The 19419-nt window shown below is 74.1% G+C and carries 12 protein-coding genes; 4 read left to right on the top strand and 8 right to left on the bottom strand.

Annotated features, from left to right (window positions below; translation table 11 throughout):
* Position 1 precedes the first annotated feature (1 nt).
* Positions 2 to 295 carry a DUF4333 domain-containing protein gene (locus tag ACIP4Y_RS30620; RefSeq protein ID WP_358648241.1) on the top strand — a complete coding sequence of 98 codons (294 nt, stop codon included), beginning with the start codon at positions 2 to 4 and terminating at the stop codon, positions 293 to 295.
* Positions 296 to 397: 102 nt separating this feature from the next.
* On the opposite strand, the gene mycP is transcribed toward ACIP4Y_RS30620, so the two are convergent.
* Together mycP and eccB are read right to left on the bottom strand one after the other, a co-directional pair.
* Complete coding sequence (gene mycP, locus ACIP4Y_RS30615; protein ID WP_401398905.1) at positions 398 to 1675, bottom strand: type VII secretion-associated serine protease mycosin; 1278 nt, start codon at positions 1673 to 1675, stop codon at positions 398 to 400.
* Positions 1676 to 1696: 21 nt separating this feature from the next.
* Positions 1697 to 3220, bottom strand: a complete 1524-nt coding sequence (eccB, locus tag ACIP4Y_RS30610; protein ID WP_401398904.1) for a type VII secretion protein EccB — start codon at positions 3218 to 3220, stop codon at positions 1697 to 1699.
* 206 nt (positions 3221 to 3426) lie between these two features.
* Between eccB and eccE the strand changes: the two genes are divergently transcribed.
* The 3 genes from eccE to ACIP4Y_RS30595 all read left to right on the top strand — a co-directional run bounded on the left by eccE (position 3427) and on the right by ACIP4Y_RS30595 (position 9077).
* Positions 3427 to 4788 (top strand): type VII secretion protein EccE, encoded by a 1362-nt coding sequence (gene eccE, locus ACIP4Y_RS30605; RefSeq protein ID WP_401398903.1) that lies wholly within the window; start codon positions 3427 to 3429, stop codon positions 4786 to 4788.
* Complete coding sequence (locus ACIP4Y_RS30600; RefSeq protein ID WP_401398902.1) at positions 4788 to 5537, top strand: hypothetical protein; 750 nt, start codon at positions 4788 to 4790, stop codon at positions 5535 to 5537. The genes eccE and ACIP4Y_RS30600 overlap by 1 nt, the downstream gene beginning before the upstream one ends.
* Before the next feature lie 300 nt (positions 5538 to 5837).
* Entirely contained in the window at positions 5838 to 9077 is a 3240-nt protein-coding gene (locus tag ACIP4Y_RS30595; protein ID WP_401398901.1) for an SCO5717 family growth-regulating ATPase, read from the top strand.
* A gap of 72 nt (positions 9078 to 9149) precedes the next feature.
* Here the strand turns inward: ACIP4Y_RS30595 and ACIP4Y_RS30590 are convergent, their stop codons facing one another.
* From ACIP4Y_RS30590 to infB, 6 genes are all read right to left on the bottom strand, one after another.
* A complete protein-coding gene (locus ACIP4Y_RS30590) occupies positions 9150 to 10097 on the bottom strand; it encodes a bifunctional riboflavin kinase/FAD synthetase (RefSeq protein ID WP_358645039.1) in 948 nt (315 codons plus the stop codon).
* A 130-nt stretch (positions 10098 to 10227) separates the two neighbouring features.
* Positions 10228 to 14067 carry a hypothetical protein gene (locus ACIP4Y_RS30585; RefSeq protein WP_401398900.1) on the bottom strand — a complete coding sequence of 1280 codons (3840 nt, stop codon included), beginning with the start codon at positions 14065 to 14067 and terminating at the stop codon, positions 10228 to 10230.
* Positions 14068 to 14335: 268 nt separating this feature from the next.
* The gene (gene truB / locus ACIP4Y_RS30580; protein WP_358645041.1) at positions 14336 to 15241 is read right to left on the bottom strand and encodes a tRNA pseudouridine(55) synthase TruB; all 906 of its coding nucleotides are present in this window, start codon (positions 15239 to 15241) and stop codon (positions 14336 to 14338) included.
* The gene (rbfA, locus tag ACIP4Y_RS30575; protein ID WP_358645043.1) at positions 15238 to 15693 is read right to left on the bottom strand and encodes a 30S ribosome-binding factor RbfA; all 456 of its coding nucleotides are present in this window, start codon (positions 15691 to 15693) and stop codon (positions 15238 to 15240) included. Before rbfA ends, truB begins: the two co-directional genes overlap by 4 nt.
* A 41-nt stretch (positions 15694 to 15734) precedes the next feature.
* Positions 15735 to 16028, bottom strand: coding sequence for a DUF503 domain-containing protein (locus ACIP4Y_RS30570; protein WP_361483138.1), 294 nt, complete (start codon positions 16026 to 16028; stop codon positions 15735 to 15737).
* Between the two features lie 212 nt (positions 16029 to 16240).
* On the bottom strand, positions 16241 to 19327 hold the full coding sequence (gene infB / locus ACIP4Y_RS30565; protein WP_401398899.1) for a translation initiation factor IF-2: 3087 nt from the start codon (positions 19325 to 19327) through the stop codon (positions 16241 to 16243).
* Between the last annotated feature and the right edge of the window lie 92 nt (positions 19328 to 19419).

Raw genomic sequence — 19419 nt, 5'->3', positions numbered from 1 at the left:
CCTGCTCATCGGCTGCTCAGGCTCGGTCACCGTGGAGAAGTCGAAGCCGACACTGTCCGCGGACGAACTGGCGACCACGGTTTCCGAGAAGCTCGCCGCCCGGACGGGCCGGCCGAAGCCGCACATCACCTGTCCGGAGGACCTCGCAGGCAAGGTGGGCACCACCACCCGCTGCACGCTCACCGCGGACGACGGCAGCACGCTGGGGGTGACGGTGACCGTTTCCTCCGTGGAGGGCAAGCAGATCAACTTCGGCATCAAGGCCGACGACAAGGCTTCCCCGCCCGCGAACTGACGCGGCCCGTGGCGCGGGTGGAGCGGCAGGGCGTACGGCGGCGGTGCCTCGACGGCACCGCCGCCTTTGCGTGTCTCCGGTCCCGAGGACGCAAGCCCGCGGTCAGGACGTCCGTGGGCCGCCGTGCGTCCGCCCGCCCCGCCTGCGGCGCGCATCCCGGACCGCCACCGCCGTGCCGGCCAGGCCCGCAACCAGGACCAGGCCGCCCACGACCGTGTAGGTCGCCAGCCGGCTGTCGCGTTCCTCGGCCGTCTCGCCGAAGTGCAGGGGGGTGACCGACGGGGCCTCGCCCTTGGTCATGCCGCCCTCGGGGCGGGGGGACTGGAGGGGGTGGGCCGGGTCCACGTCCGTGAGGGCCTTCACGGGGTCCACGACACCCCATCCGACCAACTTGTCATGCCCTGGAATCGAGCGCTCCGCGGTCTGCTCGATCTGGGCAACGACCTCCTGGGCCGTCCAGTCGGGGTACTTGGACTTCAACAGGGCGGCCACGCCCGCCACATAGGGCGCCGAGAAGCTCGTACCGTTGTCCGAGCAGTGGCCGTTGCCCGGGACCGTGGAGATCATGTCGACGCCGGGAGCCGCGATGTCCACGAAATCGCCCGACTGTGAAAAGGCCGCCCGTTCGTTGTTGCGGTCGGAGGCCGCCACCGCCAGGACGCCCTCGTACGACGCCGGGTACGTCGCCTTGACGTTGCCGCCCAGGCCGTCGTTGCCGGCCGAGGCCACGACGACGACCTTGCGGCCCAAGGCGTAGTCGACGGCGTCCTTCAGGGTCGAGTCCTTCGGGGCGAGCGGCTCGGAGGTGTCCTGGGAGATGTTGATGACGTCGGCGCCCGCCTGGACCGCGTACTTGATCGCGTCGGCCAGTGTCTTCGCCGTACCGTCGCCTTCGGCGTCGTTCTGCTTGATCGGGATGATCGTGGCGTCCGGGGCCAGGCCCACGAAGCCCGTGCCCTTCGCCGGGCGGGCCGCGATGATGCCTGCCACGCGGGTGCCGTGGCCGACCGTGTCGGTGGTGCCCGACTTGTTGCCGCGGTCTATCTTCTCGCCCTTGCGGTTCTTGTCGGGCAGCAGGTTCCTGCCCTTCGCCGCGTTCACGGCCTTGGTGAGCTGCGGGTTCTTGACGTCCACTCCGGTGTCGATCACAGCCACCCGGACGTTCTTGCCGGTGGACTGCGCCCACAGCTCGTCCAGGTTGACGCGCTGCAGCGCCCACGGCCGGCCCGCGTACGGTTTCGACGGGAACGTGCACTGGCCGTCGTCCGCCCGGGCCGGGGCAGCGGGCAGGGCGATCACGGTGGTCGTCGCGGTCAGGGCCACCGCGGCGGCCACGACGGCCGTACGCGTCCCGGCCCCCGACGTCCTTGCCTTCAGCATGAGTTCGTTCTCCTCCGACCGCTACGAACCCTGCGGCTGTCGCGCCGCCGCCTCCGACAGGCGCGGGCCCGTCGGCAGGAAGGTCGACCATTCGAGGGGGATGGGCGTGGGCGTCAGCTTCTCGTAACCGAGGCGGGTCTGGGCGATCTTGGCCTCGGCCAGCTCCTGCTTGCGCTTCTTGGCGGAGGTGCCGATGCCCTTGTCCTCGGTGGCGCTGTCGCTGTTGGACTGCAGGGCGTAGCGCAGGCCCGTGTCGGTGACCAGGAAGACGCCGCCGGCCGTGGTCTCCGTGCCCCGGAACTGACGGTAGAGCTGGCCGGAGCCGGGGGTGACGTAGGCGCTGGAGGAACCGGTGGGGAGCTGGGCGGGGAAGTCCTTGCCGACCCAGGTGGACAGGGCGGTCCTCCCCTTGCCGCCGACGGACCGCAGGACGTTGCAGACCGTGTTGCGGCCGTTGGTGGCGCTGGAGCCGTCGTTCACCGTCCTCGGCTGGTACGCCGGCCAGTTCCTGTCCTCGTCGAAGCTCGTGCTGTCGGCAACGGCACCGGGGCTGACCTGCTGGGCCTCACCTGCCTGGCCCACGCCGACCAGTTGGCCGCTGTTCAGCAGGAGCGTGGCCGTGAACTCGGAGACACGGGCCACCTTCCCCTGCAGGACGACGTAGTACCGCAGCACCTGGCCGTCGTACGCCTTGATGACCTCGCCGACCTTGTCGTACTGGGCGGGCATGATCCCGGCGCCTGCCTTGGCACCGGGGGTGCCGTCGATCTTCGGGATGGCGATCGGGTCCCCCTTGTGCAGGGTGGCGAGCCACTGCTGGGAGACGCGCTGCGGGGCGCGGCCCCGGGTGTCGAGGGCCTTGAGGAGTTCCTTGTCACCCGGATCGGCGATCTGGTAGGCGGTGCCTCGCGCGTCGACGACGTACTGGGTCTTGCCGTCCGGTCCGACGACGTACATCAGGTCGCCGCGGGTGAGCTTGTCGGACCCCTCCGTCTTGGACCATTCCTTCTGCGCGAGGACGAACGCCGCCTTCTGGATGGCCCGGCCGCCGTCGCCGGGCCGCTCGCAGACCGCCCAGCGCTTGGCGGCCTCGGCCTCCTCCGGGGAGGGCAGGCGGTCGGGGGCGTACGGGATGCCGATGGTGGCGCCGTGCGGAGGCTTGCCGCTGTCGAGGATCTTCTCGTCCACGGTGATGACGCTGGCCTTGCTGGGGTCCAGGAGCAGCTTGGCCGAGGCCATGTTGAGGACCGGGTGGAGCTGCTTCTGCTTGCCCGTCTTCAGGACGACGTACCGGGTGGTCGACTTGCTGGCGACGATGACGTGTTCCTCGGGTGTGTCCCAGCCCTTGGGTGCCGTGGGGCTGAACATGCCGATCGCGCCGAACACCGCGAGGATCACGACACCGACGACGAGGCCGGGGACCAGTGCGCCCAGCGGCTTGGGGGCGCCTTCCTCCGAACCGGAGGGGGAGGGCTGCAGGAAGGACGCGAGCGTGCGGCGCTTCGCGAAGGTGTAGGCGTTGAGTTCGTCCCGCCGTGATGCCATCTGTGTCCGCTCTCTCCCCGTTGCGGAGCCGTGGGGGACCTGTGAAGATCCGTCCCCCGCCCTCGGTTGCCTCTGGTGCCTCGACTGTCAGACCCGGCCCCTACTATGCCTGTTGCGTGGACGTGCTGGTGGCACGGGTAGGGTGCTCAGGGCTTGAAGGGACCGGAGCGCAGGGGTTTTCGGGAGAGTTCGGGGGTTTTGAAGTGATGGCTTCCGCAACGCGGACCCGGTCGCGATCGCAATCGGGGTCGCGACCGGGTGGCGCGCGCCGGTCGGGTGCCCGCGGCTCTTCCTCCCGGCGGGGCGACGCCCAGCAGGCGCCCGCGCCCCACCAGGGCGCTTTCGCGCCGCGGCTGGAGTCCCGTTCGGGCCGCGGCGGTTCGTTCGCGGTGCAGCGGCTGGTGCTGCTGGAGCTAGCCGGCGCGCTCGTCCTGTGCGGGTGGCTGCTCGGCACGGTCGGGCTGATCGCCACCGCCCCCTTCGCCGTGGTGCTCCTGGTGCTCGCCGTCGTACGGCGCCGCGGGCGCTCCCTGCCGGAGTGGCTCGGCACCCTGCTGGCCATGCGGGCCCGCATACGGCGGGCCGCGAGCACACCCGTGCCGCCGGGGACCGACTCCGGTCTCGCGCCCGCGGTGGAGTGCGATCCGACCCTGCGCACCTTCAGCCACAACCGCGGCGACGACCGCGACCAGCGGCCGATCGGCATGGTGGGCGACGGCGGCTTCCTGACCGCGGTGCTCCAGGTCGAGTCGGACGTCGACGCTCTGCGCGCGGAGCGCGGCCGGCGACCGCTGCCCATCGCCCTCGTCCGGGACGTCCTCGAAGTCGACGGCATCCGGCTGGAGTCGGCGCAGATCGTGGTGCACACGCAGCCCGCGCCCGCGCTGCACCTGCCCCAGCAGTCGGTCGTGGTCAGCAACTACGCACCGCTGCAGGCCCAGACCGGCTCCCCCGCGGTCCGCATCACCTGGATCGCGCTGAAGCTCGACCCCGAGCTGTGCCCGGAGGCGGTGGCCGCGCGCGGCGGCGGGCTGCTCGGGGCGCAGAAGTGCCTGGCGCGCTCCGCCGAGCACCTGTCGAGCCGGCTGACCGGCGCCGGGTTCCGGGCGAGTGTGCTCACCGAGGAGGAGCTGACGGCCGCGATCGCCACGTCCGCGTGCGCCAACCCGATGGTGACGGCCCAGGCCGGGCGGGGCGAGGCGCCGCAGCGCCGGACCGAGGAGTCCAGCCGCAGCTGGCGCTGTGACAACCGCCGGCACACCACCTACTGGGTACGCCGCTGGCCCCAGCTCGGCGGATCCGGCGGCTCGCTGGCCCAGCTGGTGGCCCAGCTGACCGCGGTTCCCGCGCTGGCGACGACGTTCAGCCTGACCCTGGCCAAGGGCGCTCAGCAGGAAGTGACGATCACCGGTCATGTGCGGATCACCGGTCGCAGCAAGCAGGAACTGACCGACGCACGGCGCGATCTGGAGCGTGCGGCGCAGCAGGCACGGACCGGGCTGGCGCGCCTGGACCGGGAACAACTGCCCGGCGTTCTGGCCACCCTGCCGCTCGGAGGTGCCCGCTGATGACCACGACGACAACGCCCACCCCGTCGGCACCGGGCCTCGGTGAGCGGCTGCGCACCGGCTTCGGCCTGCTGGGTCCCCGCCATCCGCGGCACGCGCTGCCCGTGGAACAGGCGGACACGCTCACCCTGCCCATCGGCGACGACGGTGTGGTGGTCGGCGTCAACAGCGAGGGCCAGCCCGCGGTGCTCGGCGTCAACCGCCCCACGGCGTACGACATGGTGCTCATCGGCGGCCTGTGGACCGCGCAGGTCATGGCACTGCGCTCCGCAGCCACCGGCGCGCGGGTTGCCGTGGAGACCGGGCGGCCGCAGGCGTGGATGCAGATGGTGCATGCCATGGGTGGTGGGCAGAACGGGTTGTCCGTGTACGACGTGGGGCGGGTGCCGCCGCAGGGCGCTTCCGCGGGGACGCCGGTGCTGGTGGTGCGGGACTGCGGTATGCGGCCGCCGCGCGGGCGGGTGGTGTCCGGGCCCTGGCAGTCGGTGCTGACCCTGCTGCCGTATCTCAGCCCGGTCGCGCCCCGGCTGCTGCGGCAGGCGCGGCTCGCCGGTATCCAGCGGGTCTCACCCGACGAGGCGGCCGAACTGGGGCGCACCATGGGGCTGTCGCGGACCGAGGTGGAGTCGCTGCCGGCGCTGCCCGACGGTGTCACCCTGTGGTGCACCGACCGTGACCGGCAGTATGTGCTGACCCAACCCACCGACGCCGAGATCGGATTGTTGGGCACGCCCCGACGGATGGACTGAACTGCCCTTTCCTGTCCCTTTTGTTCACGCTGTCGTGGCGGCTGTGCGGGACGGGCGGGGCGTTTCCGGGCCCGCGGTGACCTGGTGGGCGGGCGCGGAGAGGCGGACGGGCCTGCCGAGGTGTGGCTCTTGGTGATTAGGCTGGGAGCGGGCGCGATGGCAGGACCCGTGAGCCGGGCGTCGGTGTCCCTGGGGGAGGGCCGGCGCATCGGACCGCCCGACGACTACGGACGACTCGGTACGACACGACATGGTCGCCCCGGCACGGCATGAGGGTGCTCGACCACACCAGGAGGAACTGTGAGCAGCGATCGGGACGGGATGCGCGGGGGCTGGGACACACCCGGCGATGACCAGCCCGACGCGGAGGCCGTCGAGACCACCGGCGAGTTCACCATCGACTACGCGCCCCCCGCCTGGTACACGCAGAACGCGTCCGGTACGGCCGGGGGCTCGGGCGGTGCCGTCGGTGCCGGCGGTTTCGCCGGGGCCCCGGGTGATTCGGGTGCTCCGGCCGCTCCGGCCGCTCCGGGGGTGCCCTTCCCCGCGGGCCCGCCCGTTGCGGGGGCGACGCCGCCGCCGGCCGCCCCGCCGGCGGGTACCCCGCCGCAGGGGACTCCGTACGGTCCGGCGCAGGGTGCGTCGTTCACTCCGCCGCACGGGGCCTCGTACGCTCCCCCGGCCGCGCAGCCCGCGCCGCCGGCCGGTGAGCCCGTTGCTGTGCCGCGGCTGCCCGAGGGCTTCGAGCCGCAGCAGCCCCAGCCTGCCTCGCAGGAGGCGCCGGCCGCGCCCTCCGGGGTCGAGCCGGAGACGGACAACGGGGACCTGGAGAGCGGGGCGACCATGCGGTTCTCCGCCGTCGCCCTGAAGCGCCAGATGGCCGAGATCGCCGAGCGCACGGCATCCGCCGGGGCGCCGGCCCCGTCCGAGGGCGACGGCTCCGGAGAGGGCGCGGCCACGGCGGGCGACGAGGGCACGGGGGATGCCTCGGGGGCCTCGTCCGTGGCGGAGGGCTCCGCCGGTGCGTCGGATGCGTCCGGTGCGGTGCGGTCCGTCGACGCGGGGAGTGCCGAGCAGCGCGTCGATGAGTCCGGCGGCGCGGCTGCCTCGCCGGAGGGCGCGGTGGCGGAGGCCGCCGGATCGGACGGTTCCGCGTCCGACGGGGACGAGGCGGCCGCCGAGGAGTCGGTCACGCCCGGTGCCACCGACGCCGACACCGAGAAGGGTGCCGCGGAAGAGGGTGTCGCCGACGCCGTGCGTCCCGAGGCGCCGGAGGGCACCGCCGAGGCCGTGCAGGTCTCCGGCGCACCGGAGCCGTCGGATGCCGTGGCCCGGAGCAGCGCGCCGCAGCCCGGCACGCAGGAGAGCAGCGTCCCGGCCGACAGCGCCTCCGACAACGCGGCCCAGCCCGCCGCCGCACAGCCCGGCGGCTACGGCTTCCCGCCGCCCGGCGCCCCCGAGTCCGGCGCGCCCCAGCCCGAGCCCGCCGCACCCCCCGCACCCCAGCCCGGCGGCTACGGCTTCCCGCCGCCCGGCGCCCCCGAGTCCGGCGCGCCCCAGCCCGGGCCCGCCGCACCCCCCGCTCCCCCGGCCCCCCAGCCCGGCTGGACCCCGCCGCCCGCGCCGCAGAACGGGCTGCCCCCGCTGCCGCCGTCGTACCAGCCCGCCGCCCCGGCTCCCGCGGCCCAGTGGCCCGTACAGCCCGGGCCGCAGCCGGCCGCCCCGCAGCAGCCCGGGCCGATGCCCGGCGAGCAGCCGCAGCCGGCGGCCGCCCAGGGCCCGGCCGGCGTGCCCGGCCAGCAGCCGCCGTTCCAGCCGCAGGCTCCGCAGCCCGCACCGGCCGCATGGCACCAGCCCGACCAGGCGCCCCACCAGCCCGGCGCGCCCGCACCGCAGCCGGCCCCCAACGCGCCCGCTCCGCCGAGCGGTTACGGCTTCCCCCAGCCCGGCGCCCCCAACCCTCCGGTGCAGCCCGGCGGCTACGGCTTCCCGCAGCCCCCGGCCCCGCAGCCGGCCCCCCACGCGCCCACCCCGCCGAGCGGTTACGGCTTCCCCCAGCCGGGGACGCCCAACGCGCCGGTGCAGCCCGGCGGTTACGGCTTCCCCCAGCCCCCGCAGACCCCCGGCTCCGCTGCCCCGGGCGCCCCGCAGGCCCCCCAGCCCCCCGTCGACCCCCGCTCCGGTGCCGCCTGGCCGCAGCCCGTGCAGCACGATCAGCGGCAGCCGACCAATCCCGGTGCCGCGCCGCTCGGTTACACCGCTGCCGTCGAGCTGTCCTCGGACCGGCTGCTCAACAACAAGAAGCAGAAGGCGAAGAGCGGTCGGCCCGCGGCGGCGGGCGGCCGGTTCAAGCTCGGCGGCAAGAAGGAGGAGGCCGAGCGGCAGCGCAAGCTGGAGCTGATCCGTACGCCGGTGCTGTCCTGCTACCGGATCGCGGTCATCAGCCTCAAGGGCGGTGTCGGGAAGACGACGACCACCACCGCGCTCGGCTCGACCCTCGCCACCGAGCGGCAGGACAAGATCCTCGCCATCGACGCCAACCCGGACGCCGGCACGCTCGGGCGGCGGGTGCGCCGGGAGACCGGGGCCACCATCCGTGACCTCGTCCAGGCCATCCCGTACCTCAACTCGTACATGGACATCCGGCGGTTCACCTCCCAGGCGCCCTCCGGTCTGGAGATCATCGCCAACGACGTGGACCCGGCCGTCTCGACCACGTTCAACGACGAGGACTACCGGCGCGCGATCGACGTGCTCGGCCGGCAGTACCCGGTCATCCTGACCGACTCCGGCACCGGTCTGCTGTACAGCGCCATGCGCGGGGTGCTGGACCTCGCCGACCAGCTCATCATCATCTCCACGCCGTCCGTGGACGGCGCGAGCAGCGCCAGTACGACGCTGGACTGGCTGTCCGCGCACGGGTACGCGGACCTGGTGTCGCGGTCGCTGACCGTGATCTCCGGGGTTCGCGAGACCGGCAAGATGATCAAGGTCGAGGACATCGTGGCGCACTTCGAGACCCGGACCCGCGGGGTCGTCGTCGTGCCCTTCGACGAGCATCTGGCCGCCGGTGCCGAGGTCGACCTCGACATGATGCGGCCGAAGACGCGCGAGGCGTACTTCAACCTCGCCGCGCTGATCGCCGAGGACTTCACCCGCCACCAGCAGGCGCACGGCCTGTGGACGAGTGACGGCAACCCGCCGCCGGTGGCCGCCCCGCCGATGCCGGGCCAGGCGACACCGGGTCAGGTGTACGGCTCCGGTCAGCCGCACCCGCAGGCGCCCGGTCAGCCGCACCCGCAGGCGCCCGGTCAGCCGTATCCTCAGGCGCCCGGTCAGCCGTACCCGCAGGCTCCGGGGCAGCCGTACCCGCAGGCCCCTGGTCAGCCGTACGCCCCGGCGCAGCAGCCGTACCCGCCGCAGCAGCCGTATCCGGGCGCGCAGCAGCCGGGCTACCCGCAGCCCGGACAGCCCCAGCCCCAGCCGCAGCCCCAGCCCCAGCCGGGCCAGCAGCCCCCGCAGGCGCCGCCCCAGCAGTAGGACGGCGGAACAACGCAGAAGGGCGGCCGGTGCTCACCGCACCGGCCGCCCTTTCCTTCCGCAGCGAAGGGCTTACTCCTCCGCCGCCACGATCTCCCGGCACCGCTTCACATCCGCGGCCATCTGCTCCAGCAGGTCCTCCAGCGTGTCGAACCTCGCCTGGCCGCGCACGTACGCGAGGAAGTCGACGGCGACGTGCAGGCCGTACAGGTCGAGGCCGACGCGGTCGATGGCGTAGGCCTCCACCGTGCGCTCCGTGCCGTCGAACTGCGGGTTCGTGCCGACGGAGATGGCGGCCGGCATGGCCTCGCCCTGGGCGTGCAGATAGCCGGCGTACACGCCGTCGGCGGGGATGGCGGTGTGCGGGAGCGTCTCGACGTTGGCGGTCGGGAAGCCCAGCTCGCGGCCGCGCTGGGCGCCGCGGACGACGACGCCCTCCACCCGGTGCGGGCGGCCCAGGATCTCGCGGGCGCCGGCGACATCGCCCTCGGCGACCAGGCGGCGGGTCAGCGTGGAGGAGAACGGCTCGCCGCCGCCCGCCTCACCGGTGACGTACAGGTCGACGACCTCGACCTCGAAGTCGTACACCTTGCCCTGCTCGGTGAGGAACTCGACGTTCCCGGCGGCCTTGTGGCCGAAGCGGAAGTTCGGGCCCTCCACGACCGCCTTGGCGTGCAGCTTGTCCACCAGGACCTTCACCACGAAGTCGGCGGGCGACAGCTTCGAGAACTCGGTGGTGAAGGGGAGGATGAGGACCGCGTCGACACCCAGCTCGGCCATCAGTTCGGCACGGCGGTGGTGCGCGGCGAGCAGCGGCGGGTGGCTGCCCGGGCGGACGACCTCGCTGGGGTGCGGGTCGAAGGTGACCACGACGGCCGGGACGCCCAGTTCGCGGGCGCGGTCGACGGCGTGCTTGATGATCAGCTGGTGGCCGCGGTGGACGCCGTCGTAGGAACCGATGGTGACGACGCTGCGCCCCCAGTCCTCGGGGATGTCCTCCAAGCCACGCCAGCGCTGCACTGTGACCGCTCCTCGAACCCTTGTCCGTGTCTGTCCTGACCTCGTTGTGCAGGTCTAAGGGTGCCATGCCGGGTGCCCCGCGCCAGCATCGGCATGGGGGCTGTGACGGGGCGCACGTTCCCGGTGCAGCTCAGGCCGGTACGCGTACGCCCGCCAGGTTCTCGATCATGCGGCGGGTGCTGGGTCCGACGACGGCGGCCCAGTCGTCCGGGGCGTCGGTCAGCCAGCGGGCCATGCGGGCGGCGAAGCCGGGCACGTGCCGGCCCAGTTCGACCAGGCCGCGGTCGAAGCGGGTGGCGCCCTCGGGTGTGCGGACGAGGAGCAGGCCGGTGCGGTGGACGAGACCCCGGATTTCGTCCTCGCAGCCGCACCCGGGTTCCACCGCCGCGTGCAGGACGGCGTCCAGGACGGCCGGGTCCTGCTCCCGCGCCAGCAGGAATTCCAGCAGCTCACGGCGGAGCGGGCGGGAGGCGGGCGTACCGGGGGCGGCGAGGACGGTGGCGAGGGCGGCGCGGAGCTGTTCCGGACCGTCGTCGAGCAGGCCGGTGACGAGGGGCAGCAGGACCGGGCGGGCGATGGGGCCCTGTTCGAGGCGGCGGTCGAGGTGACCGGCGACGTGCCCGGCGGTCTCCGGGCGCAGCCGCACCGCCCCCCGCAGGAGGGCGGCGATCCGGGGGGCGAGGGCCGGGGTGGTGACCTCGACGAGGCCGCGCAGCACCGCCCTGGTCTGCGGGCCGCCGGCGTCCGGGGCGCTCAGCCGGGCGCGGAAGGCCTCCAGGACCGGTTCCGGGTGCGTGGTCAGGGCCGGGGCCAGGGCGCCCGGCGGGAACTGCGGGTCGCCGTCGGCGAAGTGGCGCAGGGCGGCGGGCAGATACCGGTCGCGGGTGTCCGGGTCGCGGACCAGCAGGGCCAGGGCGCCGCCGTGCAGAGTGCAGTCGGCGGGGCGGGCGAGCAGGGCGAGGGCGGCGTAGCGCAGCAGCTCGCGGTCCGCGTCCGAGCGGACGTGCGGGGCGGCGCGCAGCCCGTACGCCACCGCCGCCACCCGGCGGGCGGGGCGCTCGTCGTGCGCCCAGCGGTCGACCGCCCGGCAGACGGCCGGCGGCTCGTCCTCGGCGAGGACGGCGAGCAGCTCGTCGGCGCGCCGGTGCGCGCAGGCCACCAGCACCTCGGTGAGATCGTCCAGGGCGCCGTGCCGGTGGGTGTGCAGCAGCGCCTGCGCGGCGGTGGCCACGGTGGCGTGCGGGGTGGCGGGCAGCGGCCGCTCGTCGGTGAACCAGCGGGTGAGCAGGGGCTGTACGACGGCGGGGGCGGCGGCGAGCAGCCCCGCCACGGCGTCCAGGTAGCGGTCCCCGGTCGTGGGCGGCGTCGGGTCGGCCAGCACGAGCCGGCGCAGCAGGTCCAGGCGCTCGGCGTCGGGGACGGGCAGGGCGGTCCAGAAGGCGGGGCGGAAGTCGGCCGGTACGGTCCGCCGGGCGCGGCGCCAGACGACGACACGGTCGGCGAGCAGGCGCAGCACCTCGGTGTACGGCGTGGGGTCCGGGACCTGCTGCAGGGTCCGGGCGAGCAGCCGGGCGGCCCACCAGGAGCCGGTGTCGCGGTCCAGCGCCTCGACCAACTCCCGCAGCCGCTCCGCCAGTTGCCGGGGGCCCTGCTGGCGGGCGAGGAGCAGCAGGGCCTGGACGACCGGGCCCACGCGGTGGTGCGGCACCGGGACCGGGCGGTGGCTGTCGGGCGGCTCGCCGGGGTGGTGCACCAGGGCCCGCAGGGCCTCGTCGAGGTCCAGGTGCATGCCCTGGATCCAGTCGGCCAGCTCCTCGTGGGCGAAGCGGTAGCCGCCGCCGGCCGGTACGAGGAGTCCCTCGGTGAGGACGGCGGAGGCCCAGCCGGTGCCGCCGCCGAGCCGGGCCGGGGCGGGTCCCCACGGGAACACCGCCTCGAACGACTCCCGGTCCAGCTCGCCCTGGCCCGCGCCGAGGCTGCGCCGGGCGGCCTCGTGCACCTGCCCGGCCACCCGCGCCGCCAGCCGGCGCACGGCCGTACCGCGCTGGCCGGCGGCTGCGGCGAGGCGGACCGCGACGCGCAGGCACATCAGGTCGAGGTAGGCCGCGAACACGTCGTCCCGGTCGACGGGTCCGGCCACGGGGGCGTCGGGTACGGCCGCCCGGACCTCGGCCAGCAGCCGCAGCGCCAGCGGATGCCGCTCGTCCCGCTCGACCAGCACCCCGTCCGGAATCCCGTACCGCGCTCGCGCCCGCCGCCCCTCGTCGACGGTGAAGTCACCGAGCCGCACGCAGGGGGGAAGCGGGTCCGCGGGGGTGCGGGGCGCGTCTCCAGGGACCCCGGGCAAGTGGTGGGGTGCTGTGGAGGGGCCGGTGGGCGGTTCGCCGTCGGCCGGGGCAGTACGGCCGCCCGGCCGGCGCACCTCTGCCGGGGAGCCGGGGCCGCCCGACACGTGAGGCGACTCGGCGCCCTCGCCCAGAGCCCCGGGCCCGGCCGCCTCGCGCCCGGCACCGTCGGCCGGGTCCCCGTGGCCGAACGGCGTCCGCACCGGCTCGCCACCGTCCGCCGAAGCCCCGTCGGCGGCGCTGGTCGCCGGGGGCCCCGGGGTGTGGAGGAGGTCCGCGGCGAACGCGTTGCCGGTGTGTTCCCAGTGTTCCTCGCGGCAGGCCACCACCAGGCGTGCCCCGGTCTCGCGCAGCCAGTCGGCCGTGCCCCGGGTCCAGGCGGGCAGGCGGTGGGCGAGGACGGGGGGCATCTCCTCGGGGCCGTCGAGGAGGAGCAGGAGCGGGCGGCCGGCCCGGGCGGCGCGGTGGGCCAGGTGTTCGGGGCTGATGTCGCCGAGGTCCTCGGGCTGCACGCGGCGCGACGCGGCGACGATGCGGGCGGCGCGCTCCAGGGTGCGCCGGGCGGCGTCGGCCACCGAGTCGTCGGTGTCCCTCAGGTCGGCGCCGCGCAGCCACAGCGTGGGTGCGGGCCGCTCGCCCCGGGCGCGGCGGGCGGCGAGCGCCGCGAGTTCCGTCGTACGGCCGCTGCCGGGGGTGCCGACGAGTCCGAGCACGGGCCGGTCGCCGGCGGTGAAGGCGGCCAGCTCGCGGGCGGTGTCGGCGCGTTCGAGCGGTTCGACGGCGCACGGGTGGCCGGTGAGGGTGTCCGGGGGGCCGTCCTGGGCGACGGAGGTGGTGGTCAGCTGGAGGATGCCGGCGAGGTTGAGGTCGGCGCCGTAGGCGGGCACGGTGGCCGCGTTGCGGGCGAGCACGTCGGCGAGGGCGCCGTCGGCGGGCCGCAGCGGCACCGCGAAGCCGGCGTCGCGCGCGGCGGTGTGCAGGGCGGTGCCGAGGACGCCGACGACCGCGCCGGTACCGGCGTCCAGCACCGGTCCCCCGGCCGCGCCGCCGCCGAGCCGGAGCGCGTCCCGGCCGGCCGTGCCGATGGCCAGCTCGAGCACGTCGTCCAGCAGGCGGAAGCCGTCGGTGGCGGTGTACGTCACCTCGGTGGCGGCCAGCACCCGCGCCTCCCGCCAGCAGCCGGCGGCGACCTTGACGTAGGTGCCGGCGGCGATCCGCTCCCGCACGGTCAGCGGCAGCGGGTCCACGCCGAGGCCCTCGGTGCGCACCAGGGCGAGGTCCAGGGCGGGCAGCGGGGTGACCGCGTCGGCAGAGACCACACAGGTGCGGTCCCCGGGGGCGTGGAGCACCAGCCGGGGCAGGCCGTCGACGGTCTCGTGGCTGGTGATCAGGGTGCCCTGGTGGTCGGCGAGGAAGCCGTACCCGCGCGGGCGCCCGGCCAGGTCCCGGATCCGTACGAGGGCGGCATCGGCCTCGGCACCGCCGGCCCGGGCTCCGTCGTCCACGCCCAGTCCGCCGGCGGCACCGTCGCCGTACCCGTGCGTGCACTGCCCGTACGGCTGCTCCCCGTACGCCCGTTCCTGCTCCCGGCGCCCGCCTCCGGTGCGCGGGCCCCGTCCCGCCATCGCCGTACCTCCCCGCCCGCTTTCCCCGTGCCCTGACCTCGACGGTAGGCGCGCGATGATCGGCGGGACAGATCGCGCGGTGAACGCGCCCCCTTCCGCTCCCCCGGTTCACTCCGAGCGCCTGCCCGGTCGGGTGAATAGGCGGGGGCTGCTGGATAACCCTAGGGGTGGGGGAACCGAGGGGGGACCGTGGAGCGGCGGCAGGGGCACGACCCCGTGGCCGGCCGCCGCTCCACGGCAGACGGCCCGGGCAGGGCCCGGCCGGGGCTCAGCCGAAGACGGCCAGGCTCTTGGCCTTGCCCCGGTGCTCCTCGACGAGCGCGAGGAAACGGCCCTCGGGGTCGAACACGGCCACGGGACCCGCGCCCGCGTACTCGTCGGGGATCTCCAGCCGGACGCCGTTCAGCAGCAGCCGGGACCGCTTGCCGTCGACCTCCCAGCGCGGGAACGCGGCGGCCGCGGCCTCGGCGATCGGCATCACGGTCAGCTCCTGCTGAAGCTGGTCCAGCGTCTTGGCCGCGTCCAGCTTGTACGGCCCGACGCGGGTCCGGCGCAGCGCGGTGAGGTGGCCGCCGACGCCGAGGCCGGCGCCCAGATCCCGGGCGAGGGCGCGGATGTAGGTGCCGGAGGAGCAGACCACCGAGACGATCAGGTCGAGCACGGGCGTGCCGTCCTCGGCGACCGCGTCCCGGACGTCGTACACCGTGAAGGAGGAGATGGTCACCGGGCGGGCGGGGATCTCGAAGTCCTCGCCGTCGCGGGCCCGCTTGTACGACCGTACGCCGTCGATCTTGATGGCGCTGACCTTGGACGGCACCTGCATGATGTCGCCGGTGAGCTTGGCGATGCCGGCGTCGATGGCGTCCCGGGTCACCTTGGAGGCGTCGGTGGACGAGGTGATCTCGCCCTCGGCGTCGTCGGTGAGGGTGTTCTGGCCCAGGCGGACGGTGCCCAGGTACTCCTTCTCGGTGAGCGCGAGGTGCCCGAGGAGCTTGGTGGCGCGTTCGACCCCGAGGACCAGGACCCCGGTCGCCATGGGGTCGAGTGTGCCGGCGTGGCCGACGCGGCGGGTCCTCGCGATCCCGCGCATCTTGGCGACCACGTCGTGCGAAGTGAAGCCCGACGGCTTGTCGACGATGACGAGGCCGTCGGGCGGGGTGGGCTTGCTGGTCATTCGGCGGCGTCGTCCGTCTCGTCGTCTTCCTCGCCCGGCTTGCGGTACGGGTCCGCGTCACCGGCGTACCTGGCGCCCGCGGACACCTCACGCACCTTCTCGTCGGACTGGCGCGCCTTGTCGAGGAGGTCCTCGATGGTCCGGGCGGTGTCCGGCAGGGCGTCCGCCACGAAGGTGAGGGTCGGCGTGAACTTCACACCGGCGGCCGCTCCCACGGCCGAGCGGAGGACGCCCTTGGCGCTCTCCAGGCCCGCGGCGGCGGCCTGCCGCTCCTCCTCGTCGCCGTAGACCGTGTAGAAGACGGTCGCCTCCCGCAGGTCACCCGTGACCCGGGTGTCCGTGATGGTGACGTGTGAGCCGAGCCGCGGGTCCTTGATCCCGCGCTGCAGCTTCTGGGCCACCACCTCCCGGATGAGGTCCGCCAGCCTTTTAGCCCGCGCGTTGTCGGCCACTGGTCCGTCTCCCGTTCTTTCTTCTTGCTTGCGTTTCGTGGTCAGTCGTCGTCGCCGTGGAAGCGCCGTCGCACGGACAGCAGTTCCACCTCGGGACGGCCGGCGACCAGCCGTTCGCACCGGTCCAGTACGTCGGTGAGGTGCGCCGCGTCGCCGGAGACCACGGCGAGGCCGATGATCGCTCGCCGGTGGAGGTCCGCGTGGTCCACCTCGGCCGCGCTCACGGCGTACTTCCGCTGGAGTTCGGCGACGATCGGGCGGACGACGGAGCGCTTCTCCTTCAGCGAGTGGACGTCGCCGAGGAGGAGGTCGAAGGACAGAGTCCCCACGTACATGTGTGTGACCGGTTCACCCGCCGGTACGGGATCGATGGCCCCGGGTCCGTGTGGCCGGGGACATCAAGAACGGTACCGCGTACCTGCCGGTGGCTCGACAGGGTTTCGGCACCGTGGGCTGCCGTTCCCCGGGGGCTCCGCCCCCCGGGAACGGCCGGGCTGGCCGGCGGCACGTGTGTGCCGTCGGCCAGCCCCAGAGACCGTCGGTCGTGTTACGACCGCGGCTTCTCCCGCATCTCGTACGTCGCGATGACGTCGTCGACCTTGATGTCGTTGAAGTTTCCGAGGTTGATACCACCCTCGAAGCCTTCGCGGATCTCGGTGACGTCGTCCTTGAAGCGGCGCAGACCGGAGATCGTGAGGTTCTCCGCGACCACCTTGCCGTCGCGGATGAGGCGCGCCTTGGTGTTGCGCTTGACCTCGCCCGAGCGGACCAGGACACCGGCGATGTTGCCCAGCTTGGACGACTTGAAGACCTCGCGGATCTCCGCCGTACCGAGCTCGACCTCTTCGTACTCCGGCTTGAGCATGCCCTTGAGGGCCGCCTCGATCTCCTCGATCGCCTGGTAGATGACCGAGTAGTACCGGACGTCCACACCCTCGCGCTCGGCCATCTGCGCCGCGCGGCCGGCCGCACGGACGTTGAAGCCGATCACGATGGCGTCGGAGCCCATCGCCAGGTCGATGTCCGACTCCGTGACCGCACCGACGCCGCGGTGCAGGACGCGGATGTCGACCTCTTCGCCGACGTCCAGCTGGAGCAGGGAGGACTCCAGGGCCTCGACGGAACCAGAAGCGTCACCCTTGATGATCAGGTTCAGCTGCTGGACCTCGCCGGCCTTGAGCACCTTGTCCAGGTCCTCCAGCGAGACACGGCGCGTGCGCTTGGCGAAGGCCGCGTTGCGCTCGCGGGCGGCGCGCTTCTCGGCGATCTGACGGGCCGTACGGTCCTCGTCGACCACCAGGAAGTTGTCGCCCGCACCCGGGACGTTGGTGAGGCCCAGGACCTGCACCGGCGTCGACGGGCCGGCCTCGGCGACGTTGTTGCCGTTGTCGTCGAGCATGGCGCGCACGCGGCCGTAGGCGTCGCCCACCACCATCGTGTCGCCGACCCGCAGGGTGCCTCGCTGGACGAGGACCGTCGCCACGGCACCACGGCCGCGGTCGAGGCGGGACTCGATCGAGATGCCCTGCGCGTCCTGGTGCGGGTTGGCCCGCAGGTCGAGCGAGGCGTCGGCCGTGAGGATCACGGCCTCCAGCAGCGAGTCGATGTGCAGACCCTGCTTGGCGGAGATGTCGACGAACATGGTGTCGCCGCCGTACTCCTCGGCCACCAGGCCGTACTCGGTCAGCTGACCGCGCACCTTGGTCGGGTCGGCACCCTCGACATCGATCTTGTTGACCGCGACCACGATCGGGACGTCGGCCGCCTTGGCGTGGTTGAGCGCCTCGACCGTCTGCGGCATGACGCCGTCGTTGGCAGCGACGACCAGGATCGCGATGTCGGTCGACTTCGCACCACGGGCACGCATGGCGGTGAACGCCTCGTGACCCGGGGTGTCGATGAAGGTGATCTTGCGCTCTTCGTCGTTGACCTCGGTCGCGACCTGGTAGGCACCGATGTGCTGGGTGATGCCGCCGGCCTCGCCCGCGATGACGTTCGTCTTGCGGATCGCGTCGAGCAGTCGGGTCTTACCGTGGTCGACGTGACCCATGACGGTCACCACCGGCGGACGGACGACCAGGTCCTCCTCGGAGCCCTCGTCCTCGCCGAACTCGATGTCGAAGGACTCGAGCAGCTCGCGGTCCTCCTCCTCGGGGCTGACGATCTGAACCGTGTAGTTCATCTCGCCGGCGAGGAGCTGCAGGGTCTCGTCGGAGACGGACTGCGTGGCCGTGACCATCTCGCCGAGGTTCATCATGACCGCGACGAGGGACGCCGGGTTGGCGTTGATCTTCTCAGCGAAGTCGGTGAGCGACGCGCCGCGGGAGAGACGGATGGTCTCGCCGTTGCCGCGCGGCAGCATCACGCCGCCGACGCTCGGGGCCTGCATGGCCTCGTACTCCTGGCGCCTCTGCCGCTTCGACTTGCGGCCACGACGCGCGGGACCACCGGGACGGCCGAAGGCGCCCTGCGTGCCACCACGGCCACCGGGACCACCCGGACGACCACCGAAGCCGGGACGGCCACCGCCGCCGGCGCCGGGACCACCCGGACGGCCGGCGAAACCGCCGCCACCGCCACCGGGACCGGCAGGACGGCCGGCGAAGCCGCCGCCACCGCCACCCGGACGGCCGGCGAAGCCGCCGCCGCCACCCGGACGACCGCCGCCGCCACCGGGACGACCGCCGCCGCCGGGGCCACGGCCGCCGGGGCCACCGCCCGGACGCGGACCCGCAGCGGGACGCTGCGGCATCATGCCGGGGTTCGGACGCGGGCCGCCGGGGCCGCCGCCGGGACGGGGACCGCCCTGCGGACGCGGCATCGAGCCCGGGGTCGGACGGGGACCGCCCGGAGCCTGCGGACGCGGACCGCCGCCCTGGGCGCCGGGCGCCTGCGGACGGGGACCGGCGCCGGGGGCACCGGCGGGGCCGGGACGCGGGCCGCCCTGCGGGCGCGGGGCCTGCGGGCGGGCCATGCCGGCGTTGCCGCCGGAGGTGAAGGGGTTGTTGCCCGGGCGCGGACCGGCCGGACGGGCGCCCGGACGGGCGGCCTGGCCACCGGAGCGCGGAGCACCCTGGCCCGGACGGGCCGACTGCTGACCCTGACCGCCGGCGGCCGGACGGCCACCGGGCTTCGGGGCACCGGGACGGGCGCCGGGACGCGGACCCTGGGCGGCCGGAGCCTGCGGGGTCTGCGCGGCCGGGGCGGCCGGCGGAGCGGTGAACTCCGGGGCGGCCGGGGCCGGGCGCGGCGCGGGCTTGGGACCCGGCACCGGACGCGGGCCGGAAGCGGCCGGCGCGGGCGCCGAGGGGGCCGACGGGGCGGCCGGCTGCTGGGCAGCGGGCGCCGTCGGAGGCTTGGGGGCAGCCGGCCTCGGGGCCGGGGCAGCCGGACGTGCCGCCTGCGCCGGAGAGGGCGCGGCGGGCTTGGGGGCAGCCTTGCGCGGGGCGGGCTTGCCGGCGGACTTGCCGTTGCCACCGCCCTGGAAGGCGTCGGTCAGCTTACGTACAACCGGCGCTTCGATGGTCGAAGACGCCGAACGGACGAATTCACCGAGTTCCTGGAGCTTGGCCATGACGACCTTGCTCTCGACACCGAACTCCTTGGCGAGTTCGTAGACCCGGACCTTAGCCACTTCGCTCCTTTGAGGTCCGGGTTGAAGCCGGACCGTCGTTAGTTCATGGGCGTACTCATCGCGTACTCATCGAGTGCTCATCGCAATCTCGA

The sequence above is a fragment of the Streptomyces sp. NPDC088810 genome, assembly GCF_044750305.1.
Classification (GTDB): Bacteria; Actinomycetota; Actinomycetes; order Streptomycetales; family Streptomycetaceae; genus Streptomyces.
Note: the sequence above shows the minus strand (reverse complement) of the source record. Positions and strands in the feature narration are given on the sequence as shown.